Origin of the sequence: Streptomyces alkaliterrae, assembly GCF_007097205.2 — a bacterium.
In the GTDB taxonomy this organism is placed as follows: Bacteria; Actinomycetota; Actinomycetes; order Streptomycetales; family Streptomycetaceae; genus Streptomyces; species Streptomyces alkaliterrae.
On sequence record NZ_VJYK02000053.1, the window covers coordinates 1 to 23,654 of the forward strand.

General features: G+C 71.9%; 18 protein-coding genes and 2 pseudogenes. 6 read left to right on the plus strand and 14 right to left on the minus strand.

The features are described from left to right. Positions 1-47: 47 nt before the first annotated feature. The 8 genes from FNX44_RS07375 to FNX44_RS07410 form a co-directional block, all read right to left on the minus strand. Positions 48-665, minus strand: coding sequence for a hypothetical protein (locus FNX44_RS07375; RefSeq protein ID WP_143647173.1), 618 nt, complete (start codon positions 663-665; stop codon positions 48-50). Between the two features lie 151 nt (positions 666-816). Beyond that, the gene (locus FNX44_RS07380) at positions 817-1,326 is read right to left on the minus strand and encodes a helix-turn-helix transcriptional regulator (protein ID WP_143647174.1); all 510 of its coding nucleotides are present in this window, start codon (positions 1,324-1,326) and stop codon (positions 817-819) included. A gap of 184 nt (positions 1,327-1,510) precedes the next feature. After that, complete coding sequence (locus FNX44_RS07385; protein WP_407699213.1) at positions 1,511-2,458, minus strand: cytochrome c biogenesis CcdA family protein; 948 nt, start codon at positions 2,456-2,458, stop codon at positions 1,511-1,513. Continuing rightward, positions 2,458-3,207, minus strand: a complete 750-nt coding sequence (locus FNX44_RS07390) for a DsbA family protein (protein WP_143647175.1) — start codon at positions 3,205-3,207, stop codon at positions 2,458-2,460. The genes FNX44_RS07385 and FNX44_RS07390 overlap by 1 nt, the downstream gene beginning before the upstream one ends. 124 nt (positions 3,208-3,331) lie before the next feature. Then, positions 3,332-3,724 (minus strand): hypothetical protein, encoded by a 393-nt coding sequence (locus FNX44_RS07395; protein WP_143647176.1) that lies wholly within the window; start codon positions 3,722-3,724, stop codon positions 3,332-3,334. Positions 3,725-3,867: 143 nt separating this feature from the next. Next, the gene (locus FNX44_RS07400; protein WP_143647177.1) at positions 3,868-4,077 is read right to left on the minus strand and encodes a DUF397 domain-containing protein; all 210 of its coding nucleotides are present in this window, start codon (positions 4,075-4,077) and stop codon (positions 3,868-3,870) included. A 190-nt stretch (positions 4,078-4,267) separates the two neighbouring features. After that, positions 4,268-5,134, minus strand: coding sequence for a helix-turn-helix domain-containing protein (locus FNX44_RS07405; RefSeq protein ID WP_143647178.1), 867 nt, complete (start codon positions 5,132-5,134; stop codon positions 4,268-4,270). Between the two features lie 228 nt (positions 5,135-5,362). Then, positions 5,363-6,121, minus strand: a complete 759-nt coding sequence (locus tag FNX44_RS07410; protein ID WP_143647179.1) for a GOLPH3/VPS74 family protein — start codon at positions 6,119-6,121, stop codon at positions 5,363-5,365. Positions 6,122-6,332: 211 nt separating this feature from the next. On the opposite strand from FNX44_RS07410, the gene FNX44_RS07415 reads away from it, so the two are divergent. The 4 genes from FNX44_RS07415 to FNX44_RS07430 all read left to right on the plus strand — a co-directional run bounded on the left by FNX44_RS07415 (position 6,333) and on the right by FNX44_RS07430 (position 14,615). Beyond that, positions 6,333-8,459: a D-alanyl-D-alanine carboxypeptidase gene (locus FNX44_RS07415; protein WP_143647180.1), complete on the plus strand. Its 2,127-nt coding sequence runs from the start codon at positions 6,333-6,335 to the stop codon at positions 8,457-8,459. A gap of 94 nt (positions 8,460-8,553) precedes the next feature. Continuing rightward, a complete protein-coding gene (locus tag FNX44_RS07420) occupies positions 8,554-11,133 on the plus strand; it encodes a bifunctional FO biosynthesis protein CofGH (protein ID WP_143647181.1) in 2,580 nt (859 codons plus the stop codon). 307 nt (positions 11,134-11,440) lie between these two features. Further along, complete coding sequence (locus FNX44_RS07425; protein ID WP_323369109.1) at positions 11,441-13,012, plus strand: ABC transporter substrate-binding protein; 1,572 nt, start codon at positions 11,441-11,443, stop codon at positions 13,010-13,012. A 223-nt stretch (positions 13,013-13,235) separates the two neighbouring features. Further along, positions 13,236-14,615: a D-alanyl-D-alanine carboxypeptidase family protein gene (locus FNX44_RS07430; protein WP_228449724.1), complete on the plus strand. Its 1,380-nt coding sequence runs from the start codon at positions 13,236-13,238 to the stop codon at positions 14,613-14,615. A gap of 61 nt (positions 14,616-14,676) precedes the next feature. On the opposite strand, the pseudogene FNX44_RS07435 reads toward FNX44_RS07430, so the two are convergent. The 3 genes and pseudogenes from FNX44_RS07435 to trpS all read right to left on the minus strand — a co-directional run. After that, a pseudogene (locus FNX44_RS07435) lies at positions 14,677-15,540 on the minus strand (YihY/virulence factor BrkB family protein); the annotation flags it as partial. Positions 15,541-15,833: 293 nt separating this feature from the next. Further along, positions 15,834-16,424, minus strand: a pseudogene (locus FNX44_RS28825) (2'-5' RNA ligase family protein); the annotation flags it as partial. Between the two features lie 124 nt (positions 16,425-16,548). Continuing rightward, on the minus strand, positions 16,549-17,562 hold the full coding sequence (gene trpS, locus FNX44_RS07445) for a tryptophan--tRNA ligase (protein WP_143647183.1): 1,014 nt from the start codon (positions 17,560-17,562) through the stop codon (positions 16,549-16,551). Positions 17,563-17,726: 164 nt separating this feature from the next. On the opposite strand from trpS, the gene rocD reads away from it, so the two are divergent. Continuing rightward, entirely contained in the window at positions 17,727-19,043 is a 1,317-nt protein-coding gene (gene rocD, locus FNX44_RS07450; RefSeq protein ID WP_143647184.1) for an ornithine--oxo-acid transaminase, read from the plus strand. 54 nt (positions 19,044-19,097) lie between these two features. On the opposite strand, the gene FNX44_RS07455 is transcribed toward rocD, so the two are convergent. The 3 genes from FNX44_RS07455 to pdxR all read right to left on the minus strand — a co-directional run bounded on the left by FNX44_RS07455 (position 19,098) and on the right by pdxR (position 22,934). Further along, on the minus strand, positions 19,098-20,195 hold the full coding sequence (locus FNX44_RS07455) for a selina-4(15),7(11)-diene synthase (RefSeq protein WP_143647185.1): 1,098 nt from the start codon (positions 20,193-20,195) through the stop codon (positions 19,098-19,100). Between the two features lie 231 nt (positions 20,196-20,426). Further along, positions 20,427-21,398, minus strand: a complete 972-nt coding sequence (locus tag FNX44_RS07460) for a glycine betaine ABC transporter substrate-binding protein (RefSeq protein ID WP_143647190.1) — start codon at positions 21,396-21,398, stop codon at positions 20,427-20,429. A 117-nt stretch (positions 21,399-21,515) separates the two neighbouring features. Then, positions 21,516-22,934, minus strand: a complete 1,419-nt coding sequence (gene pdxR / locus FNX44_RS07465) for a MocR-like pyridoxine biosynthesis transcription factor PdxR (protein ID WP_143647186.1) — start codon at positions 22,932-22,934, stop codon at positions 21,516-21,518. 89 nt (positions 22,935-23,023) lie between these two features. Between pdxR and FNX44_RS07470 the strand changes: the two genes are divergently transcribed. After that, positions 23,024-23,494: a carboxymuconolactone decarboxylase family protein gene (locus FNX44_RS07470; RefSeq protein WP_143647187.1), complete on the plus strand. Its 471-nt coding sequence runs from the start codon at positions 23,024-23,026 to the stop codon at positions 23,492-23,494. Positions 23,495-23,654 lie beyond the last annotated feature (160 nt).

The window sequence follows — 23,654 nt, forward strand, 5'->3', positions numbered from 1 at the left end:
GTTCGGTACGGGCGGGGCAGCTGCCCGGAGGGTCGTCGGGGGGCCGCTCATCGCCGTCCGCGGTGGCCGAATGCGTCGTTGAGGCGGTCGAGGACGCCGGCGGCCTCCTCCGAGCGGCTGGGTGTGGCGTCGGCGCTGAGCGCGCGGTCGCTGAGGATGGTGGCGAGCAGTTCGGCGTCGCGCTCCTCGGCGTCCGTGTAGCTGGTGCGACCGAGTACGTGGAGGAGTTGGCCCAGGTCGAGTTCGTCGTCCTCGTCGAGTCCCGCCAGGTCCTCGGCTCCGGCGGGCCGGACGGCGGCTTCGTCTCCGGTGTCTGTGCCGGTGCCCGTGCCGGTGCCGGTGAGTAGACGTTCGGCGTAGGCGGGGCGCTCCCGGTCGGTGGCGCCGTGGCCGAGCAGCAGATGGGCGATCTCGTGCAGCACGATGTGCAGCTTGTGGACAGAGCTGGTCGCCGGCTCGTAGAAGATCAGGTCGGTCGTGCTGGTGGCCACCCACACGCCGCACGGCATGGCGACGTCCGGCACCCCGTCGAGCGGGACGAGTCGCAGGGGTCGCCCGCGCCCGGCGGCGATACGCGCGCAGAGCGCGTCGAGGTCGAACGGGCGAGGTATGTCGAGTTGGTCGGCGACGGCCTCGCAACGGGCGCGGCGACTCGTCTTGGACATGCGGTCTCCTTCGGAGCCGTAGTTAAGCAGCTCCGGGGGCCGTTGCCCAAACGCTCAGCGCGGATTCCCGGTCCATCCGCACCAAAGTGGCCGGAAGTGTATTACGCGGGCGCCGAGTCGGGAATTGTCGGTGAATTCCCGATAACAGTTGTCATTCCCGTTCCTCGGCCGGATCGGGAAGTCCCTCCAACCTGCGTGCCTGCTCGATGACTCCGCGGATGGCGTGCAGGCTGCCGACGGACAGGCCGTTCATCCGCACGGCCACGTCCCGTACGTCGCTGTCCCGCAGGGCTTCGACGAGCTCCTGCTGCGCCCGGCTCAGCGCCACCCGCTCCTTGACCTTCGCGATCTTCGCGTCGACGCGTTCGGCGACGGTGTCGTCGAGGAAGTAGGCGACCGGCACGCCGAAGAAGCCGGCGATCACGGTGAGCGTACTGACCTTGGGGTCGGTGATCTCGCCCTTGCGGATCTTCTGGATGGTCGCGTGGGAGACCGTCGGCCCGTCGGGCCCGGCCTTCTCCCGAATCGCCTCGGCGATCTCCATATAGCTGAGCGGCCCCCGGTCGGCCGGATGCACCGACCTGATCAGGTGATCGAGTTTCTCCGCGATCGTGCGCCCGGTCGCGGGTGTCCCCCTGGTCACCTCATCACCCCCTGTCATCGGCGTCACGGGCGGTCAACCGCGACGACTGTCAAACGAAGTTTACGCACCCGTAGGTCAGCCTGGTCACCATAAAACCATCTTGACAAGGGGGCCCACCCAGGCCGTACCCTCTCCATGGCACGTAAAACGAAATTGACGGCACACGCGTACGGCCACGGGGGTTCGTACGAAGTGCCTTTCGTTACGGGGGAGTTGGCCCGGTGCGGTCCGATGGACCGAGCCGGGCCTTCGCCGTTGTGCCGGTCGGCCGGTCGGCCCCGCCCTCCCGGTCGGAGTCGGCCGCCGGCTCCCCCTCCGGCTCTTCGGCCGCCGCCGTGCTCCCCCGCCGCAGCCGCCACAGCAGGGCGCCCGCGACCAGCAGCGTGAGCGGGATCAGCAGCATCACGTCCGAGACTCCGTCACCGAGCGTGAGAACCCACTCCTCCAGGCGGGCCTCCTGGTCCACTCCGAGCGGCGCGCTCAGCGAGGCCGTACCTCCGGTTGTCAGGAAGATGCCGCCGACGGCCACGAAGAGCAGGCCGGACAGCAGCGACGTCGTGTGCAGCCGCAGCCGTCCCAGCTTCAGTTCCCGCCCCCTCAGCAGGCGCCGCCGCCCCAGGTCGAACCGCTCCCACAGCAGCGCGAGGACAAACAGCGGCGCCGCCATGCCCAAGGCGTAGACGGCCAGCAGCACCCCGCCGTACGCGGGCGAACCGTGCAGGGCAGAGATCATCAGGATGCCGCCCAGGATCGGACCCGCGCAGAAGCCCGCCAGCCCGTACACCGCGCCGAGCAGCGCCACCGACAGGACGGAGGACGGACGCAGCCGGGCGGCCGCCTCGGCCATCCGCCGCGAACCGAAGCCGAGACCGAGCATCTGGGCCAGTCCGAACCCGATCACCGCCCAGCCGCCCACCGCGACCAGCGTCTCCCGGTGCCGGGTGAGCAGGCTCCCGGCCAGCGAACCGGCCACCCCGAGCGGCACCAGCGTGACGCACAGCCCCACCCAGAACGCCGCCGTCCGAGCCAGCAGCCTGCCGGGAGTGGCGAAGGCGTAGGCGAAGAAGGCGGGTAGCAGCAGCGCGCTGCACGGGCTGAGCAGCGCCAGCAGGCCGCCGAGCAACGCCGTCAGGTAGCCGACCTCGGCCATCAGCGCGCCGCCTCGGCCCGCGCCCTGGCCTGCTCGATCGCCTTGCCGAAGTACTCGGCGGACTGGGCACCCAGGACGGGCGTGCCGTTGATCAGGAACGCCGGCGTGCTGGAGACGCCGAGCGCCTGCCCCTCGTTGCGGTCGGCGCCGACGGCGGCGGTGGCGTCCGGGCCGCGCATGTCGCTGCGGAACGCGGCCAGGTCCTTCACACCCGCCCGCTCGGCCATCTCCTCGAGCTTGCGCTGTACGAACGCGCCGGAGTTCTTCGGGCGTTCCTCGGCGAACACGAGGTCGTGGAACTCCCAGAAGCGGCCCTGCTGGCCGGCCGCGTACGAGGCCCTGGCCACCCGGTCGGACTCCGCCCCGAAGATCGGGAACTGCCGCCACTCGATGCGCAGCACGCCCGTGTCGACGTACTTCTTCACCAGCTCCGGCTTGGTCTCCCGGGCGAACCTGCCGCAGTAGGGGCACTGGAAGTCCGAGTACTCGATCATCACCACGGGGGCGTCCGCCCGACCGAGCGCGTAGGGGTCGCCCTTCTCCCGCCGGGCGAGCGCCAACAGGTCGGCGTCCGGACTCCGTTGGTCGCCGGCGGCGGACGTGCCGTTCCCGGCCTCCGCCGAGGGCGGCGAGTCGGGGCGGCCGAAGGCGGAGACGGACGCCAGCACGGCGGCGACGGCCAACACGGCCACCAGCACGACGGCGGTCAGCTTCTGCGGCCCGGTGGCCTTGGCGGACTTCTTCGACATGGGAACTCCAGGGCGCCGACGCGCGCTGCGGCCGGCAAAGGGATCGGGAGAGGGCGAGCGTGAACGACGCCGGGAGCGCCACACCGGTACTGGAGAACGGCGGGTCCCGGCGCGGACAGCGGCCCTAGATCCGCAGGACGGAGAGTTCGAGGAGTTCGACGGGGACGCCGGGGCGCTGGGAGGCGAGGGCGTCGGAAGCCGCGCGGCAGCGGACGTCGGCCGGTTCGGGGGCGCCGCTGGTCACCGGGGTGCCCAGCGGTTCCGGGCGGTGGCTCGGCGCGAGCAGCGGACGCGGCGCGTCGTCCCGGCCGGAGCATCGATGGGGGTCGTCGCCGGTCCGTTCCGCCGTCGCCGGCGACTCCACCGGCGTCGGCGACGCCACCGACGCCGACGGAACCGCCGCCGTCCGGTCGGCGGAGGCCGCCGGGGCGGACTGCGCGCCGAGCAGCAACAGCAGCAGCGCGCACAGGGCCAGAAGCCTGTGCGCGCTGCTGCCGCCACCGCGCCGGAACGTCATGCGGCTCAGGATACGCATCCGGGTCCACCGGCCGGGGCAGCGCCGAGCCCCCTCGGCCAAGACGGCGGGTCGGTCGAGAGGGCTCTGGGCGCGGCCGGGTCTTGTGTCACCGGCCGGCGGCCGGACCTCGGCGGGCGGTGCGGTCAGTCGCGGACGAGGTCCCCGCTGTCGACGGCACCGACAAACGCGGTCCAGGCGGACGGCTCGAAACCGATGGCGGGGCCGCTCGGGTTCTTGGAGTCCCGCACCGCGACGGCGGTGAGGGTGGGGGCCTTGATCTCCACGCAGGCGCCGTTGCCGCCCGAGTAGGAGGACTTCACCCAGTTGTCGGTCTTGCCCTGCTGAATCGCCATGTTGTGCTCCGGTCTTCCTCAGCGCTGCCGCGCGAACTTGTCGGGAGATGCCAGCGATCTGACTGGCACACAATCGACGCTACTTGCCGACGCATCGGCCCGCGCGGGTCGTTCACTCGACCGGATGGCATATTCCAGTGGGCTCTTCCCAACAGGCGTGCCCGGGTGTACCTTTCCGCACCCTCGGGGCTCAGCCGGTCTCCCTGGCGTAGTCCTTGGCCACCTTCACGATGAAGTCCCGGCTCTGGTCCGGATTGAGCGCCTGCGCCCGCAGGTGCTCGTACATGACGGTGTAGCTCTGCACGTCGCCGGCCTTCTCCAGGTAGAGGTCGCTGGTGACGCCTTCCAGGTAGACCACCGTGGAGTCCGCCGTGTCCGGGAACTCCAGCACCGCGTACTGCCCGTTCACCCCGGGGTGCGCGCCCAGCTCGAACGGCATGACCTGCACGGTGACATGCGGCAGTTGGGACAGCTCCACCAGGTGCTCCAACTGCGCGATCATCGTCTGCCGACCGCCCACCACCCGACGCAGCGCGGCCTCGTCCAGCACCGCCCACAGCCGCAGCGGCTTCTCCGGTGAGGAGATGCGCTGCTGGCGGCGCATCCTGACCCGCACCCGCTTCTCCCACTCCTCCGGCGACGCCTCGGGCAGCGCGCCGGCGATGACCGCCTCCGCGTAGTCCTGCGTCTGGAGCAGGCCGGGCACGATCTGCGGCTCGTAGATCCGCAGCGAGGCCGCGTCGGTCTCCAGACCGATGTAGACGCTGTACGGGATGTCGCCGAAGGCGTGCCACCACCCCTGCTGGCGGGACTCCTTGGCCATCTGCATCAGCGAGTCGACGACTCTCGGGTCCGACACCTCGTAGACGCCGCACAGATCGCGTACGTCCCGCTGGCTGATGCTGCGGCGGCCGTTCTCCAGCCGGCTGATCTTGGACTGGGAGACCAGCAGGCGCTCGGCGACCTCCTCGGCCGTCATGCCCTTCTCCTCGCGGAGCCTGCGCAGCTCCATGCCCAGCCGGCGCCTTCTTACGGTGGGGTTGACATGTGACGCCACGGAGCGCACACCTCCACTGCTGTGAGTTGATTACCGTTCAGCAGAGTGCCACCACCGGCGCGCGGTCGTCCCGGCTTTGCGCGGAATGCCACCGCTCGGCGTGCGCGTACGCGGGCATGGGGTGGCGGCGGGGCGGCGCCGTCCTGCGCCGCCCCGCCGCCACCCCGCCTCACGGCTCCCGGAGGTCCGGTGCCGTCCGTCGGGCGCTCACCCGGCGGACGGGTTGTCTCAGCGGGCTCCCGCCCTGGCCATCCCGCCGTGCCGGTACGCCGAGCCCGCCACCGGGCGGGCGGGCGCCGCGGTCGCGGCCGCCGCCCTTGGCGCGGCGGCCCGCGCACCGGCCGCGGCGCGCCTGGGCTGCGCCGCCACGCCGTTCTGGACGTCCATCACCGCGTGGGCGACCAGGCCGCCCATCGGGTCGTGCCTGATGAGGTCCCGCAGCCGCGAGCGACAGCTGCGCCCCTCGTTGCCCGGGTAGAGGTGCTTGCCGAGGCCGACCGCGTGGGCCAGCGCGGCGAGCGCCGCGGTCCGCGGGTCCGGCGGTACACCGGTGCGGATCGCCGAATCGAGCCGGGCCCTGATCTCCCGGCTCACCGCCGTGTCCGTCGCCTGGTAGCGAGTCGTCGGCAGAACCCCGCACATCTGGCCGTTGACGGCATGGACCATGCCGCAGCGCTCCAGGTGTGACAGGTACGTCTGACGGAGCCCAAGCCTGGGCCCGCCTATCCAGTGGACCGCGCGCACCGGACTGCCGCGCCTGCGCAGCAGCTCGAGCGCGGAGTCCAGAGTCGGATCTCCCGTCGGCCGTGGCAGCACCACGGCTATGCGATCCCCGTCAGGGGCTATCCGCCCCGCGAGGGCCAGCTCCACTAGCTGGGCCCCGGCGAGACCGAGGTCGAGCGACTGCGGCTGCGCCGTGGTACCCGTTGCCGGGTCCAGGGCGAGCAACAGAAGCTCCTCCGGAATTGTTCTGCGGCTCCTGCCCATCCATGCCTCCCCGCGTGGATGAATGACAGGGTGACCCCTCTCACATTGTTCTGTCGAGAGTGCCTGGGCGAAATGTATGGAACCGCCGGGTATGTCGTTACCGTCTGGCAACCAGGGAGCCCCTTCCGGGGCCTCTCGGCACCTGCCCAGGGGCGCGGTGCGAGGACACTGTTAACTGATATCGGGTACGGCAGCACAAACAGGAGGCACGGTGGCGGGCGAGTCCCCCGAGAGGTCGGAGCAGCAGCGGTCGTCGGGGGAGACGTCACCGGACGAGGTGGCGGTTCCCGAGGAGCGGGTCGCGGTAGCGGCGCCCGACCCGCGTATGGCGTTCAGCGGCGCGCGTACGCCGTCCGGCGGGGACTCGGGCGCCCCGGAGGACCCCGAGAACCCGGAGGACCCCGAGGGCCCCGAGGACCCCGAGGACCCCGAGGACCGCATAGCGGCCGCCGCCCCGGCGGAAGAGCCCTCCGAGGAGAAGGTGCCCGAGAGGGAACCCGCCGACGAGCCGGCCGACGCCACGCCGACCGCTGAGGCCCCGATCGCCGACGAGCCCGTTGCCGACGAGCCAAGCGCCGACGAGCCCGTTGCCGACGAGCCGACCGACGCGGCCCCCGAGGGCCCGGCCGAGGAGCCCGCGCCGCAGGACCGGGACGAGCCGGAGGACCGGGACGAGCCGGAGGCGGGCACACGGGAGTCGGACGAGCCCGAGGCGGAGGACAGCGGCGACCGTACGACCGTGCTCCGCACGGACGTCGCCCGCGCCCGCGCCGACAAGCCCCCGGCGAAGCCGGACGAGTCGAAGGCCGACGACGCCAAGCCCGACGCCGACAACTCGAAGCCCGGCACCGACAGCGACAAGTCCGCGGCAGGCCCCGCCAAGCCCGCCGGCGACGAGCCGGAGGCCGTGCGGACGCAGGCGCTCCGCAGCGAGTTCGTCCCGCTCCGCTCCTCGGACGACCCACCGCCGGCGCCCACCGCGCGCCCCACGCCGCCCCCTCCGGGGCCGCCCGTACCGGAGGCCGACGCCACCCGGCAGCAGCCGCTGCCGCCGGTGCCCGGCCAGCGGGCGATCGACCTGCTCGCGCAGCTGACGAACAAGCCCGCGCCGCCGGAGACCCCGCTTCGTACGGTGGTTCGCCGGGTGAAGATCTGGACGCCGCTGGTCCTGCTGCTGGTGCTGGTCTTCGTCTCGGTGCAGTTGCTGCGTCCGCTGCCGGCGCCCGCGCTGGAGCTGACGGCCTCCCCGACTCACGTCTTCGACGGCGGCAAGCCGACCATCGCCTGGCCGGATTCGGGGCAGGCGGCGCTCGGGGTGGAGGGCCTGGGCTCGTTCGGCACGTCCGGCGAGCAGAAGCCCGTGCCGATCGCCAGTGTGGCGAAGACGATGACGGCCTACCTCCTCCTGCGCGACCACCCGATGAAGGAGGGTGAGGACGGCAAGAAGATCCCCGTCGACAGGAAGGCCGAGGACGACGCGGGGCTGAGCGCCCAGGGCGAGTCGACCGTCGACGTGAAGGAGGGCGAGACCCTCACCCAGCGGGAGGCGCTGAACGCGATCATGATCGCGTCGGCCAACAACGTGGCCCGCCTCGTGGCCCGTTGGGACTCCGGCTCGGAGGAGAAGTTCGTCGAGAAGATGAACGCCACCGCCGACGAGCTGGGTATGAGGAACACGACCTACACCGATCCGAGCGGGCTGCTCAAGGAGACCGTGAGCACCGCGGAGGACCAGGTGAAGCTCGGTCGCGCCGCGATGAAGCTGCCGGCGTTCCGGGAGTCCGTCCGCCTGCCGTCCTACGTGGACCGCAACGGCAAGAAGCAGGACAACTGGAACCGCCTGGTCCCGCTGTTCGGGACGATCGGCATCAAGACCGGCACGACCACGGCCGCCGGCGGCAACCTGCTCTTCGCCGCCGAGAAGGAGATCGGCGGCACCAAGCAGCTGATCATCGGCGCCGTGCTGTCCCAGCACCAGCCGCCGATCATCGACTCGGTGCTGGCGGCCGCGAAGGAGCTGATCCTCTCCGCGCAGGAGGCGTTGGAGTCGGAGACGGTGATCAAGAAGGGCACGGTCGTCGGTGTCGTCGACGACGGGCTCGGCGGCCGGACGGACGTGGTGGTGACCAAGGACGTGAAGGCCGTCGGCTGGTCGGGGCTGAAGGTGCGGATCGCGCTGTCCGAGGGCAGCGACGGCGTGCCGGGCGAGGCGCCGAAGGGCACGGAGGTGGGCACGCTCACCGTGGGCGCCGGGCAGGGCCAGGTGAAGGTCCCGGTGGCGCTGGACGGCGAGTTGGTCGAGCCGGGCTCCGGCGCGCGGCTGGCCCGGGTGGGCTGACACTCCCGCGCCCGACGACCCGTGAGGCGGTGAGCGCCGGTCGGACCGACCCGGTCCGGCCGGCGCTGTCATGTCCGCCGCGTACGCTCGACGGATGACCTCACACGCGCAGGTACCCACGGCCAACGCGATGCGTCGCGCGCTGCGCCGGGCCGCCGACGGCGTCACGTTGGACACGGCCGAGGCGGCGGTGCTGCTCCAGGCCCGGGGGGACGATCTGACCCGACTGTCGGCCGTGGCGGCCCGACTGCGGGACGCGGGACTGCGGGAGGTGGGCCGACCCGGCGTGCTCACCTACTCCCGCAAGGTGTTCGTCCCGCTCACCCGGCTCTGTCGGGACCGCTGCCACTACTGCACCTTCGTCACCGTGCCGGGAAAGCTGCGGCGCGCCGGGCACGGCATGTACCTCTCCCCGGACGAGGTGCTGGACATCGCCCGCCGGGGGGCCGAACTCGGCTGCAAGGAAGCGCTGTTCACCCTCGGCGACCGGCCGGAGGACCGCTGGCCCGAGGCCCGGGAGTGGCTGGACGCGCACGGCTACGACAGCACCCTGGCCTACGTACGGGCGATGGCGATCCGGGTGCTGGAGGAGACGGGCCTGCTGCCGCACCTCAACCCCGGGGTGCTCAGCTGGGCGGAGCTCCAGCGGCTGCGCCCGGTGGCGCCCTCGATGGGAATGATGCTGGAGACGACCGCGACCCGGCTGTGGTCCGAGCCGGGCGGACCGCACCACGGTTCACCGGACAAGGAACCGGCCGTGCGGCTGCGGGCCCTGGAGGACGCCGGCCGCTCCAACGTGCCCTTCACCACGGGGGTGTTGATCGGCATCGGGGAGAGCTACGAGGAGCGCGCGGAGTCGCTGCTGGCGATCCGCCGCGTGCAGCGCCTGTACCAGGGCGTGCAGGAGGTGATCGTCCAGAACTTCCGGGCCAAGCCGGACACGGCGATGCGGCGGATGCCGGACGCCGAGGCGGCGGAGCTGGCGGCAGCCGTCGCGGTGGCGCGGATCGTGCTCGGCCCCTCGGCCCGGGTGCAGGCGCCGCCGAACCTGGTGGACGAGGAGTACGCGCTGCTGATCGACGCCGGTATCGACGACTGGGGCGGGGTCTCCCCGCTCACCCCGGACCACGTCAATCCGGAGCGGCCGTGGCCGGCCGTCGACGAACTCGCCGCGCGGACCGCCGACTCCGGCTTCGAGCTGCGGGAACGCCTCACTATCTATCCGGAGTTCCTGGCGCGCGGCGAGGCGTGGCTCGATCCCCGGCTGCTGCCGCACGTGCGGGCGCTCGCCGATCCGGCGAGCGGGCTGGCGCGGGAGGACGCGCGGCCGGCCGGGCTGCCATGGCAGGAACCGGACGAGGTGTTCACCGGCCGGGGCCGTACCGATCTGCACCGCGCCGTCGACACCGAGGGCCGCACGGACGACCGGCGCGGCGACTTCGACTCCGTCTACGGCGACTGGTCGGCGCTGCGCGAGCGGGCGGCCCCCGGCATGGCCCCGGACCGGCTGGACGGCGACGTACGGGAGGCGCTGTCGCAGGCCGCCGACGACCCGGAACGGCTCACCGACGACCAGGCGCTGTCGCTGCTGCACGCGGACGGACCGGCGCTGGACGCGCTGTGCCGCATCGCCGACGAGCTGCGCCGCGACGTGGTCGGCGACGAGGTGACCTACATCGTCACCAGGAACATCAACTTCACCAACGTCTGCTACACGGGCTGCCGCTTCTGCGCCTTCGCGCAGCGCCGCACGGACGCCGACGCGTACACGCTCTCGCTCTCCCAGGTCGCCGACCGGGCCGAACAGGCCTGGCAGGTCGGCGCGGTGGAGGTGTGCATGCAGGGCGGCATCCATCCCGACCTGCCGGGGACCGCCTACTTCGACATCGCGCGGGCGGTCAAGGAGCGGGTACCGGGGATGCACGTCCACGCGTTCTCCCCGATGGAGGTGGTCAACGGGGCTTCCCGGACGGGTCTGTCGATCCCGGAGTGGCTGGCCGCCGCGAAGGAGGCCGGTCTGGACTCGATCCCGGGCACCGCCGCCGAGATCCTCGACGACGAGGTGCGCTGGGTGCTCACGAAGGGGAAGCTGCCGACGGCGACCTGGATCGAGGTGGTGACGGCCGCGCACCGGCTGGGCCTGCGGTCCAGCTCCACGATGATGTACGGCCACGTCGACCAGCCCCGGCACTGGCTCGGGCACCTGCGCACGCTGGCCCGGGTGCAGCAGGAGACGGGCGGCTTCACGGAGTTCGTGACGCTGCCGTTCGTGCACACCAACGCGCCGGTCTACCTGGCCGGCATCGCCCGCCCGGGGCCGACGCACCGCGACAACCGGGCGGTCACCGCCATGGCCAGGCTGCTGCTGCACCCGCACATCACCAACATCCAGACGAGCTGGGTGAAGCTCGGCGCGGAGGGCGCGGCGGAGATGCTGCGTTCGGGCGCCAACGATCTCGGCGGCACGCTGATGGAGGAGACCATCTCCCGGATGGCCGGGTCCTCCTACGGTTCGCACCGCAGCATCCGGGAGTTGGAGGCGATCGCGACGGCGGCCGGTCGGCCGGCGCGGGCGCGCACGACGACGTACGGCCCGGTGCCGGACGAGCGGCGGGAGACGGCGTTGGCGCACGACGGCCGACTGCCCGAGCTGCTGCCGCTGGCCGACGGTTGAGCAGGCGGTGTTCGGCCACCACCCCACGGGAGTCGGTGGCCGAACACCACCCCCTGCCCGTCCGGTCACCGAACATCACCGTCCGACTACCGCTCCTCCCGCTACCACGCGGTAGCCGCCGCTGAGCTGGGCATATCGACCCACAGCCGGTTCCATCGACCACTTTCACAGCTTCACGCCACACAACTCCCTTTAGTCACAAGGTGATTAACCGGCGCCGGACCCCTGCCCAGCGGCGCCACCCTGTGCTTTGCTAACCGGCGTTCACTTCGACCACGTGACATCGGACAGACCAAGGAGCGGGGACGTGCGGGGGAAGGTGCGCGGGCGGGTCCCGTGGATCGTGGCGCTGTGCCTTGTACTGGTCGCCGCGGGCTTCGGCGGCTGGCGGCTGCTCGGCGGCGGGAGCGGCGACAACGCGCCAATCGTCGTCGGCTCGACCAGTCGCCCGACGGCCCTCGATCCGGCCGGTGCGTACAACGCCGGTTCCTGGGCGCTGTTCGCCAACGTCTACCAGGGGCTGCTCACCTTCGAGCCCGGCTCGCCCGACCCGGTCCCGGACGCCGCCGAGAGCTGCGAGTTCGCCAGCGCCGCCCTGACCACCTACCGCTGCACGCTGCGGGAGGGCCTGCGCTTCAGCAGCGGCCGCGAGATGACCGCCGACGACGTGCGCCACTCGATCGAGCGAACGGTTCGGATCAAGGACCCGCAAGGCCCGGCGAAGCTCTTCGACACCCTGAAGTCGATCAGCACCGAGGGACGGGTCGTCAGCTTCCTGCTGAAGTCGGCGGACGCCACCTTCCCGCTCAAGCTCGCCGGCAGCGCCGGAGCCATCGTGGACGGCACCGCCTACCCGGCCGACGGCCTGCGCACGGACGACGGCCGGGTCGTCGGCTCCGGACCCTTCCTGCTGGCCGAGTACCGCTCCGAGCGGCTGGCCCGGCTCACCCCCAACCCCGACTACCGGGGCGCGCAGCGCCGCCCCGCGCATCCGGTGACGGTCCGCTACTACCCCAACGGCGCCGCGCTCGCGCAGGCGTGGGACCGCGGGGAGATCGAGGTCAACGACGGGCAGATGCCACCGGAGGTGCTGGCCCGGCTCAACCCGTCCGACCAGGACCTGGAGCTGACCGAGCAGGCCGGGACGGACATCCGGATGGTCGTCTTCAACACCCGCGAGTCCTCCGCCGTGGCCGACGCCCCGATACGCCGGGCGATCGCCGCCGTCATCGACCGCCAGCAGATCAGCCGCCAGGTGCACCACAAGACGGTCGAGCCGCTGTACTCCCTCATCCCGCAGGGCATGACCGGGCACGGCACACCGTTCTTCGACCGCTACCAGCAGCCGGGCAGGCAACAGGCCGAGCGGCTGCTCGACGAGGCCGAGGTGCGGACACCCGTCTCCTTCCGGCTCGCCTACGACCTCGGCGGCAGCACCGCCACGCTGGAGGCGGAGGCGATCAAGCAGCAGTTGGAGGCGACCGGACTCTTCCGGGTGAAGACCGAGGGCTTCGAGTGGACGGAGTTCCTGAAGGGGTTCTCCGAGGGCGCCTACGACGCGTACAGCGTCGGCTGGGTGCCGGACTTCCCCGACCCCGACACCTACACCGGCGCCCTGGTGGGCACCGGCAACGCCCTGCACAACGACTACGGCAGCGCCGCGGTCGACCGGCTGATCAGGCAGACGCAGCGCAGCCAGGACCGGGGACGGGTGATGACGGAGTTCCGCCGCATCCACGACCTGGTCGCACGCGACGTACCGGTCATCCCGCTGTGGCAGAAGAAGGACTACGTGCTGAGCATCCCGGACATCGCCGGGACGCAGTACCTGTCGGACAACAGCGGCATCTGGCGGCTGTGGGAGCTGGAACGGCTCTGACCGAACCCGCACTGCACGCAATCCGGACAAACCACCGTCGGGTTTCGGACGACTTCCGACAAACACGCCGACGGAACGGAACCCGATCGGCTGACGATACGTCCATTAAGCCGAGGGCGTTACCCGGTTGGCGCCCCGCGCTTCACTCTCGGGGCTCCGCCGGATCCCCGTCCGACCCTCCACGCTGTAACTTCTCACCGTGCCCCAGATTCGTCATACCGTCATGAGATCCGCCTTCTCCTCGACGGTCGTCACCGCGCTGGCCGTGCCGGCGCTGCTTGTCGGTGCCCTGCCCGCTCACGCGGACGAGGCCGTCCCGCCCCGACAGATGTCGATAGTGGGCGGTGAACGGCTCGGCCAGCCGGGTACCCAGGTCAGCCTCCAGCCCGGCGCGCCCAAGCTGCCCAAGAAGGTCACCGCCCGCTCCTGGGTGGTGGCCGACGCGGAGACCGGCGAGATCCTTGCGGCACACAACGCCCACTGGAAGCTCGCCCCCGCCTCCACACTCAAGATGCTCTTCGCCGAAACCCTGCTGCCCAAGTACGAGAAGGGCTTCGAGTACACCGTGCAGCCTGAGGACCTCGCCGGCATGGGCGCGGGCAGCAGCGCGGTGGGCATCAAGGAGGACCACAGCTACACCGTCCACGACCTGTGGAACGGCGTCTTCCTCCGCTCCGGCAACGACGCGGTGCACGTCCTGGCCGCCATCAACGGCGGCATGGCCAAGACGGCCCGGGAGATGAACGACCGCGCCCGCGAACTGGGCGCCGAGGACACCCATGTCGTCAGCCCCGACGGCTACGACGCCGACGGGCAGACGTCCTCCGCCTACGACCTGACGCTGATCGCCCGCGCCGGCATGCAGAACCCGGACTTCCGGGCCTACGCCGCGACGGTCCGCGCCAAGTTCCCCGGCGGCTTCGACAAGAAGGGGAAGCGGGAGCACTTCGCCATCGAGACCACCAACCGGCTGATGCGCGGCGACTACGCGGGAGACCGCCTGGCCCCGTACAAGGGCCTGGCCGGCATCAAGAACGGCTTCACGAGCAACGCCGGTTACACCTTCACCGGCATCGCCCAGCGCGGCGACCGCAAGCTCCTGGTCACGGTGATGCACCCGGACCGGGACCGCGACGACAGCCACCGCAACGACGTCTACAAGCAGACCGCCAAGCTCTTCGACTGGGGCTTCGCCGCCGCCGAGAAGGTGCGCCCCGTCGGCGAGCTCGTGCCGCCGGTCGCCGAGCGGGAACGACTCGAAGGCGGCGAGGAGGGCAAGGCCGGCGGCTCCCCCGGCACGACACTCGGCGGTGAGCAGATCGCCGTCGGGCGGCACACCGGCACCAACAGCGTCGGCACGCCGCTCGCGCTGACCGGCGCCAGCCTGGCTCTGCTTGCCGTGCTCGGCTACGTCGTCCACCGCCGCTGGCCGCAGCCGGCGGCCCTCAGCCGCCGCTCCCCGACGGCCCCGACGGCCCCGACCGACCCGACGGCCCCCGCGAGCCGGGAGCGGGACCGGCCGGCGAATCCGGCACCGACCCGGGCCCCGGCGGCGCGTCGCCGCCTCCGCCGCCCGTGGCGTCGCCGAGCGGGGACCCGCTGACCGTGGAGACGGCCCGTCCCTCCAAGGGCGGGCTGTCCCCCGGTTCATCCGGCTCCTCCGACGAGTCCGACCCGGCGACCTCCTCGGCCGTCGCCGTCCACGCCGTGCAGAACAACAGCAGTCGGGCCATCAGGCTGATCCAGATCAGCAGCGCGATCGGGATGCCGAACGCCCCGTACATGCTCTTGGCGGCGACGCCGCGCAGATAGCCGCCCAGCAGCAGCTTCAGCACCTCGAAGCCGACCGCGCCCATCACCGCGGCCTCCACGACCGAGCGGCGCGGCGGCCGGACACCCGGCACCCGGGTGAGCAGGTAGACCAGCAGCAGGGCGCTCACGAGCACCGCACCCAGCACCGGCGCGATCCGCAGCAGCCAGGCCACCAGGCCCGACTCGTCCACGCCCAGCCGCTCGACCGCCCAGTCGACCGCGCCCACAGCGAAGCTGGAGCCGGCGATCGACAGCAGACCGACCAGCCCGAGGCCGACCAGTATGCCGAGGTCCTTGACCTTGCCGAGCAGGAAGTTGGCGTCCTCCTCGGGCAGCCGCCACACCTCCCGCAGGCACTCGCGCATCGACCTGATCCAGCCGAGCCCGGTGAGCAGCAGCAGGAGCGCGGCGACGGCCCCGATCGCGCCCGCGTTGTCCACCAGGCCCTGGATGTCCACCTCGTCCGAGATGCCGGGCACCTGGTCGGCCAGGAACTCCTCCAGCCGCGCCATCCGCTCCTCGTTGAGCGTGGCCGCGCCGATGGCGGCGCCGAGCGCCAGCATGGGGAAGAGCGCGAGGAAGCTGATGAACGTGATCGCGGCGGCCAGCCTGGTCCAGTGCGTCTGGTCCAGGCGTTCGTAGGCGCGCCACAGGTGCGTGCGCATCAGCCGGACGACCAGCGGGCCGATGACGGGAAGCCGGGTCAACCACTCCATGCGTGCGTTTGTACCCGGTGGCGGGCGGACTACGGCGTCACGACAGGCCGGGCGGGCGCGGCGGCTCCCTGAACCGGAACGGCGCCCTGGGCCGGAACAGCGCCCTGAACAGGAACGGCGCCGCCCTGGGACGGTAGCCCGCCGCCCTGGGCCGGTACCGCGCCGCGCGGCGCGGTCGGAACGGACTCCGCGCGCGGGGCCGGCGGGCTCGGTCGGCGCTTCGGGCGGTCGGCCGCGCTGGACCGGTCGGCGCGCTCCACCGTCGACGGCCGGGCGGCGTCGGCCCGGCCGGCCGGGCCGACGGCCGGCGCGTCCCCGGTACGCGGCGCCTGGTCGCCGCCCGCGGGCCCGGCCTCCGGGGCGTCGCTGAACGGGTACTCCCGCTGGAGCCGCCAGACGCCGTCGCCGCCCTGCTCGTAGAGGGCGAAGCCGGTGGCCGTCCAGGCGGCCTCGAACTCGGCCAGCTCGGTGTACGCCTTGTCGAGCAGTTCGTCGGCGATGCCGTGGGCGATCGTGACGTGCGGGTGGTAGGGGAAACTCAGCTCCCGGTTCAGCGGGCCGTCGCTGACGCGCACCTGCTCCTGGAGCCAGCCGCAGGCCGCGCCGCCCTCGACGACCTGCACGAAGACCACCGGGGACAGCGGTCGGAAGGTGTCGGTCCCCGAGAGCCGCATCGGGAAGGACCGGCTGGACGCGGCGACGGCCGCCAGGTGCGCCTCGATGCGCTCCCGGGAACCGGTGGCCACCTCGGTCGGCGGCAGCAGCGTGACATGGGTGGGGATGCCGTGTGCCGCGGTGTCGCCGAAGCCCACGCGCCGCTCCTGGAGCAGGCTGCCGTACGGCTCCGGGACGGCGATCGACACGCCGAGCGTCACGGTCTCCACGGTGTCTCCTTCCTCGTCCCGTTCCGGCCCTGCCGCAAGTGTCCGTGATCCCGGCGCCGGCGGAGCGGTGGCGGGGCTGTGATTCACACGACCCCGCCGGTCCCGTCCCGGGCCCGCCCGGACCTCAGTGCTTGGCCGGCAGGAACCCCACCTTGTCGTAGACGTCGGCGAGGGTTTCCGCGGCGACCGCGCGTGCCTTCTCCGCACCCTTGGCCAGGATGGCGTCCAACGTCTCGGGGTCGCCCATGTACTCCTCGGTGCGGGTACGGAAGGGCGTCACCCAGTCGACCACCACGTCGGCCAGCTCGGTCTTGAGCGCACCATAGCCCTTGCCGGCGTACGCCTGCTCCAGCTCGGCGACACTCCTACCGGTAAGAGTGGAGTAGATGCCGAGCAGGTTGCTGACGCCCGGCTTGCCCTCCGGGTCGTAGCGGACCTCCGTGCCGGTGTCGGTGACCGCGCTGCGGATCTTCTTCGCGGTCTTCTTCGGCTCGTCGAGCAGCCAGATGATGCCCTTGGGGGAGGACGCGGACTTGCTCATCTTCACCGCCGGATCCTGAAGGTCGTAGATCTTCGCCGTCTCCTTCAGGATGTACGGCGCGGGCACGGTGAACGTCTCACCGAAACGGCCGTTGAACCGGGCGGCGACGTCCCGGGTCAGCTCGATGTGCTGCCGCTGGTCCTCACCGACGGGGACCTGGTCGGCGTGGTAGAGCAGGATGTCGGCGACCTGGAGGATCGGGTAGGCGAACAGACCGACTGTGGTGCCCTCGGTGCCCTGCTTCGCGGACTTGTCCTTGAACTGGGTCATCCGGGACGCCTCGCCGAAGCCGGTGAAGCAGTTCATCACCCAGGCGAGCTGCGCGTGCTCGGGCACGTGGCTCTGGACGAACAGCGTGCAGCGCTCCGGGTCGAGGCCGGCGGCCAGCAGCTGGGCCACCGCGAGCCGGCTGGAGCGGCGCAGCTCCTCCGGGTCCTGCGGCACCGTGATCGCGTGCAGGTCGACGACCATGTAGAACGCGTCGTGGGTCTCCTGCAACGACACCCACTGGCGGACCGCGCCCAGGTAGTTGCCCAGGTGGAACGAGCCCGCCGTGGGTTGGATACCGGACAGCACGCGAGGACGATCGATAGCCATGCGGGACATTCTCGCATCAGCTCCGCTCCGGCCCGTGCCGCGCGCACGTCGGGGTGCCGCGCACACGTCGGGGGTGCCGCGGGGCGGGGGTGGCACGGTAGAACGTGAGGTGTGTGTGCGGCAGCACAGCCGCCGCCTGCCGAGACGAACGGAGCACGACAACGATGTCCCCCCGTATTTCAGACGGCACCGCGTCCGTGAACGCCCCCGCCCCGGCCACCGCCGAGGAGCCGACGGCCACGGAGCAGAAGGGAGCCACCGCTCCCGAGGGCACCGCTCAGCGGCTGATCGAGGCCGCCGACCGGCACACCGCGCACAACTACCACCCGCTGCCTGTGGTGGTCGCCTCCGCGGAGGGCGCGTGGATGACCGACGTCGAGGGCCGACGCTACCTCGACCTGCTCGCCGGCTACTCGGCGCTGAACTTCGGCCACGGCCACCCGCGGCTGATCACCGCGGCCAAGGCCCAGCTCGACCGGCTGACGCTGACCTCGCGGGCCTTCCACCACGACCGGTTCGCCGCGTTCTGCACCGAGCTGGCCGAGCTGTGCGGCATGGAGGCCGTGCTGCCGATGAACACCGGAGCCGAGGCCGTCGAGACGGCGGTGAAGACCGCCCGGAAGTGGGGCTACCGCGTCAAGGGCGTGCCGGACGGCCAGGCGAAGATCATCGTCGCGGCGGACAACTTCCACGGCCGCACCACGACGATCATCAGCTTCTCCACCGACCCGGAGGCCCGCGCCGACTACGGCCCCTACACCCCCGGCTTCGAGATCGTGCCCTACGGCGACCTGGCCGCGATGGAGGCGGCGATGGACCGGCACGGCGACGACGTCGTCGCCGTGCTGCTGGAGCCGATCCAGGGCGAGGCCGGCGTGCTCGTGCCGCCGCCCGGCTACCTGCCGGGCGTACGGGAGCTGACCCGGGCGCGGAACGTGCTGTTCATGGCCGACGAGATCCAGTCCGGCCTCGGCCGCACCGGCGCCACCTTCGCCTGCGAGCACGAGGGCGTCGTGCCGGACGTCTACGTGCTGGGCAAGGCGCTCGGCGGCGGCGTGGTGCCGGTCTCGGCGGTGGTGTCGTCGCGGGAGGTCATGGACGTCTTCCGGCCGGGCGAGCACGGCTCGACGTTCGGCGGCAACCCGCTGGCCTGCGCGGTCGCCCTGGAGGTCGTCAGCATGCTGCGCTCGGGCGAGTTCCAGCGGCGCGCCGCCGAGCTCGGCGACCACCTGCACGCCGAGCTGGCGAAGCTCGTCGACACCGGCCGGATCGAGGCGGTACGCGGCCGCGGCCTGTGGGCGGGGGTCGACGTCTCCCCCGACTTCGGCACCGGCCGGGAGGTCTCCGAGCGGCTGATGGACCGGGGCGTCCTGGTGAAGGACACCCACGGCTCGACGATCCGGATCGCTCCCCCGCTGGTGATCGACGAGGCGGACCTGGACTGGGGCCTCGACCAGCTCCGCTCCGTCCTGGAGTCCTGAGGACGCGGCGGTGTGCGGCCCGGGCTCACGCGCCGGCTCCGCACACCGCCCCGCTCAGGCCGTGGCCAGGCCGGCACCGCCGCCCGCGCGTGTTCCCGCCTGCTTCCGCGGCAGGTCCCACCACCAGGAGACGGCGGGGATGTCCAGCGGCTGGTCGCTGTCCTCGGTCGGGGTGTCGCGGAAGACTGTCGGCAGCGGGGCCGGGTCGTCGGGTGTGGTGTAGCGCAGCGAGGTGATGCCCCAGTCCTGGGCGCCGCGTATGTAGTGGCCCAGGCTCTCCAGGTACTGGGACAGCTCCGGACTCGCGTTCTCCAGCAGCCGCTCCCGCAGCCGCATGAACAGCACCATGGCCCGGTCCCTCTGGCCTACGGCCCTGGCGACCGCCTCGTCGGCGGTCAGGCCCTCGTGGTGCCGCAGCACCCGGACGACGTTCAGGTAGTAGCCGTCGGCACGGCTCTCCTTGTGGTGGGAGAACAGGTCGTTGTCCCAGGTGATGACAAACGACGCCGCCTCGGCGACGGCCCGCACGGCGGTGTCGTCGCGCTCCTCGGGCCGCAGCTCGTAGCCGTGGCCCAGTTCCAGCATCGGGAGGACGACGGTGGTGGCGCCGTCGTAGAGCCGCATCAGCGTGTAGTCGTTCAGGTCCGGCACGGTCCCGGTACGCCGGTGCGCCGCCTCCCACACGACCGAGAAGAAGTACTCGCGCAGCGCCTCCAGCCAGCGGGCGGTCTGGGCCGGGGTGCCGTACCTGTCGACCCGCAGCCGCAGGTCGCGCAGGCCGTCGGCGAGCGCGTCGTCGAGCAGCATGGGCGCCTGCGGGTTCTGCCCGACGCGCAGCAGCCGGTGCAGCGCCCCGGCCAACTCGCCCGGGTCGTGCCCCAGTTCGCCCTCCTCGCAGTAGCCGTCGTCCACCCCGAAGAGCCACAGGACGAAGTCCGCGAGCAGTCGGGCGACCTCCTCACGCCCCTCGGGCAGGATGCGGGCCGCGAAGGTGCCGATGTCCTGGGTGACAAGACGTTTCCGCAGCCGGGGCGAGCCGATACCGAAGGTCTCCGCCCACACCGCGGTCTGCGCGTCGATCTGCGCGTGTCGCGGGTGGATCGCGGGTGGGAGGGGTGTGAAGATGGGCGGAACTATCGGCCCGGGCTCCATCCTGAGTACCTCTCAGTCCATAGGCGTGATCAACTCGCGCATGGTAGTCACTCGGGCACAGCACATCCAAGGGTCTGAGGGCCCCTCCCTGAGCTGGGCGTACGGGCACGACCGGCATGTCATGACTCGCACCGCGCGATCACCCGTCCCCCAGGCGGCCATGACGTGAAACGCGGGCGGCGCGACGGTCGTCCCAGACCGCCGCGCCGCTCACCCACCCTCGTGGAAGCCTCAGTTGTCGAGGTCCCAGAGCCAGCGGTGCCACAACCCCTCGTTCTCACCGACCCACTTGGCGGCGGCCTCCTTGGGGTCCATGCCCTCGCCGGCGATCAGGCGGGCCACCTCGTTCTGGTCCTCCGCGCCCCACTCGAAGTTCTTCAGGAACTTGGCCGCCTTGCCGCCGTCCTCGCTGAACTCCTTGTTGAGGTACTTGCGGAGGTCGGTCTCCGGGTAGCCGCACCGCGTCTTGTCCGGCTCCTCGTCACAACCGGCGTAGTAGGCGGGGAGCTTGACCTCCGCCAGCTCCACCTCCTCCTCCACCCAGTGCGGCGTCCACCAGTAGGTGAGGAAGGGCTTGCGGTCCTTGGCGGCCTTGCGGATGTGGCTCAGCTGCTTGCCCTCGGTGCCGAGGTACTTCAACTCGTAGTCGAGACCGAGGTTCTTGATGATCGCCTCGTCGTTCGACTTGTACGAGGGGTCGCCCTGGAGCAGCACACCCTTGCCGTCCCCACCGCCGCCGAACAGCTCGACGTGGTTGTTCAGCTTCTCCCAGCTCAGCACGTCCCGGTTGCGGTCCGCGAGGTAGCGGGGCACGAACCAGCCGATGCGACCGGTCACACCGAGCCTGCCGGCCGGCACGACCGTCTTCTTCTTCATGACCCACTCCTGGTACTGGTCCGGCAGGTCCCAGTCCTCCAGGATGGCGTCGGCGCGCCCCTCCCCGACGGCCTTCCAGCCCTCGGCCTCGTCCATCTCCTCGATCTTGACCTGGTAGCCCAGCTCCTTCTCCAGCAGATAGGCCGCGACCGCCACGTTCGCCTGACCGCCCACCCAGGTCGGCGCCACCAGCGTCACCTCGCCTCCCGAGCCCTCGCCACCGGACTGCGAACCGCAGCCGGCGAGCACGGCGAGCAGGAACGCACCGGTACCGGCGACGACGGCTCTGCGGGAACGGGACCGGGGGCTGTTGCCTATGCCAAACATCTGCTTCACCAGGTGTGGGAGGGGTGCGACAAACCCGTCGGGGGGCGGGTTCCAACCGGGCACTCTAACAGGACGGTCGGGAACGCCCCGCTTTGGTCGCGGACGGCAGTCCTCCGGTCACTTGCGGCCTTCCGGGACCCCCGGCAGCGCGTCGAGCAGGGCGGCCAGCGCCGCCGCGTATCCGTGGTCCGGCGGGGCCGCGTAGCCGACCACCACGGCATCCGCGGGCACCCCGCCGACACCGGCCGGATGCCCGGGGTGCCGGAAGCGTTCCAGCCCCTCCAGCGCCAGCCCGCCCCGCGCGGCCGCCCGCACCACGGACCGCTCGGTGCCGTCCGGCAGTGCCAGCACCGCGTGCAGTCCGGCGTTGATCCCCCGGACCTCCAGATGCGGTGCGTGCTCCGCCAACATCGAGGTGAGCCGGTCCCGGCGGCGCCGGTAGCGCAGCCGCATCGCCCGTACATGCCGGTCGTAGCCGCCGGTGTCCAGGAAGTCGGCCAGCACCAGCTGGTCCAACGTCGAGGACCGGCTGGTCACCCGCAGGTCCCGCACCAACCCCACAAGTCGCTCCGGCACCACCATCCACGCCAGCCGCAGCCCTGGCGCGAGGCTCTTGCTCGCCGTGCCCAGATACACCACCCGGTCCGGGTCGAGCCCCTGGAGCGAGCCGACGCGCTGCCGGTCGTAGCGGAACTCGCCGTCGTAGTCGTCCTCCAGCACCAGCCCGCCGGTGGTGCGGGCCCAGTCCAGCACGGCGGCACGACGGTCGGCGCGCAGCGCCACCCCCAGCGGGTACTGGTGCGCCGGTGTCAGCAGCACCGCCCCGACGTCCTCCCGGCCGCCCAGCTCCTCGACACACGCCCCGCCGCCGTCCACCGTCAGCGGACGCACGTCGCACCCCGCCGCGCCGAGCGCGTCCCGGTGCAGCCACAGCCCATACCCCTCGACGGCCAGCGTCCCGCTGCCCGCCAGCAGCCTTCCGAGCAGGTCCATGACCTCCCCGAAGCCGGCGCACACCACCACCTGCTCCGGCGCCGCACGCACCCCTCTGGCCCGCGCCAGATAACCCGCCAGCGCACCGCGCAGCTCCGGCCGCCCCAACGCGTCCCCCAATCCGAACGCGGCGGCGGGCGCCGACGCCAGCGCCCGCCGGGTCGACGCCAACCACGCCCGACGCGGAAACGCGGACACGTCCGGCCGCCCGGACAGCAGATCGTGCCCGGGCGTCACCGGCCGCCGCAGCGGATTGCCCCGCACGGCCGCGACGGGCCTCGGCGCCGGAGCCGGCGCCGCCCGCTCGGCTACCCGCGTCCCCGACCCCTGCCGCGCGACCAGCCACCCCTCCGCCACCAGATCGGCGTACGCCTCCGCCACCGTGTTGCGGGCCACCCCGAGGTCGACGGCAAGCGAGCGGGAGGACGGCAGCCGCGTCCCCGGCGCCAACCGCCCACCGCGCACGGCCTCCCGCAACGAGTCCGTCAACGACCGCCGCACCCCACCCGGCCGATCCAACTCCAGGTGCAGATCACTACCCACCGGCGCGCACCCGTCCGCCGGAATGGCCCACGTTCCCGTCACGGAAATGGACCATACCCGCAGACCATCCCACCCCTAAGCTCGAAGCCATGACCACAGCGACAACCACTCAACAGCACACCGCCCGCCTGGACTTCGACAAGCTCGCCCCCGCCGCCCACCAGGCGATGATCACTCTCGACGCCGCCGCCAACAAGCACCTCGACCCCGTCGTCGCCGAACTCGTCAAGATCCGCGCCTCCCAGCTCAACCACTGCGCGTACTGCCTCGACATGCACACCAGGGACGCCCGCGCCCAGGGCGAGAGCGAACAGCGCGTCAACCTGCTCCCCGCCTGGCCGGAGACCGGCCGGCTCTTCACCGAGAGGGAACGCGCCGCCCTCGCCCTCACCGAGGCCGTCACCGTCCTCACCGACGGCTTTGTCCCCGACGACGTCTACGCCCGCGCCGCCGAACACTTCGACGAGACCGAACTGGCCCACCTCATCGCCGCCATCCTCACCATCAACGCCTGGAATCGCATCGCCGTCACCACCCGCAAACAGGTCCCGCAGCAGTGACAAGCCGCCCGCTCGGCCGGGGTCAGGGGACTGCACGGATGCGGTTTACCAGGAGGGCGCCGGTGAGGGCGATGGCGGCCGAGGTGGCGTAGAGGGTTGGGTAGCCGCCCAGTTGGGTGACGAGGGGGGCGGCCAGGGCGGGGGCCAGACACCGCGACGG

Bases quoted from the DNA above. Each gene is read 5' to 3' on its own strand.
- trpS (WP_143647183.1), bottom strand. From the start codon at position 17,562: ATGGCTATCGATCGTCCTCGCGTGCTGTCCGGTATCCAACCCACGGCG.
- FNX44_RS07470 (WP_143647187.1), top strand. From the start codon at position 23,024: ATGACCACAGCGACAACCACTCAACAGCACACCGCCCGCCTGGACTTC.
- FNX44_RS07410 (WP_143647179.1), bottom strand. From the start codon at position 6,121: ATGGGCAGGAGCCGCAGAACAATTCCGGAGGAGCTTCTGTTGCTCGCC.
- FNX44_RS07430 (WP_228449724.1), top strand. From the start codon at position 13,236: ATGAGATCCGCCTTCTCCTCGACGGTCGTCACCGCGCTGGCCGTGCCG.
- FNX44_RS07390 (WP_143647175.1), bottom strand. From the start codon at position 3,207: ATGTCGAAGAAGTCCGCCAAGGCCACCGGGCCGCAGAAGCTGACCGCC.
- FNX44_RS07385 (WP_407699213.1), bottom strand. From the start codon at position 2,458: ATGGCCGAGGTCGGCTACCTGACGGCGTTGCTCGGCGGCCTGCTGGCG.
- rocD (WP_143647184.1), top strand. From the start codon at position 17,727: ATGTCCCCCCGTATTTCAGACGGCACCGCGTCCGTGAACGCCCCCGCC.
- FNX44_RS07420 (WP_143647181.1), top strand. From the start codon at position 8,554: ATGACCTCACACGCGCAGGTACCCACGGCCAACGCGATGCGTCGCGCG.
- FNX44_RS07400 (WP_143647177.1), bottom strand. From the start codon at position 4,077: ATGGCGATTCAGCAGGGCAAGACCGACAACTGGGTGAAGTCCTCCTAC.
- FNX44_RS07455 (WP_143647185.1), bottom strand. From the start codon at position 20,195: ATGGAGCCCGGGCCGATAGTTCCGCCCATCTTCACACCCCTCCCACCC.
- FNX44_RS07460 (WP_143647190.1), bottom strand. From the start codon at position 21,398: ATGTTTGGCATAGGCAACAGCCCCCGGTCCCGTTCCCGCAGAGCCGTC.
- FNX44_RS07380 (WP_143647174.1), bottom strand. From the start codon at position 1,326: ATGACAGGGGGTGATGAGGTGACCAGGGGGACACCCGCGACCGGGCGC.
- FNX44_RS07375 (WP_143647173.1), bottom strand. From the start codon at position 665: ATGTCCAAGACGAGTCGCCGCGCCCGTTGCGAGGCCGTCGCCGACCAA.
- FNX44_RS07395 (WP_143647176.1), bottom strand. From the start codon at position 3,724: ATGACGTTCCGGCGCGGTGGCGGCAGCAGCGCGCACAGGCTTCTGGCC.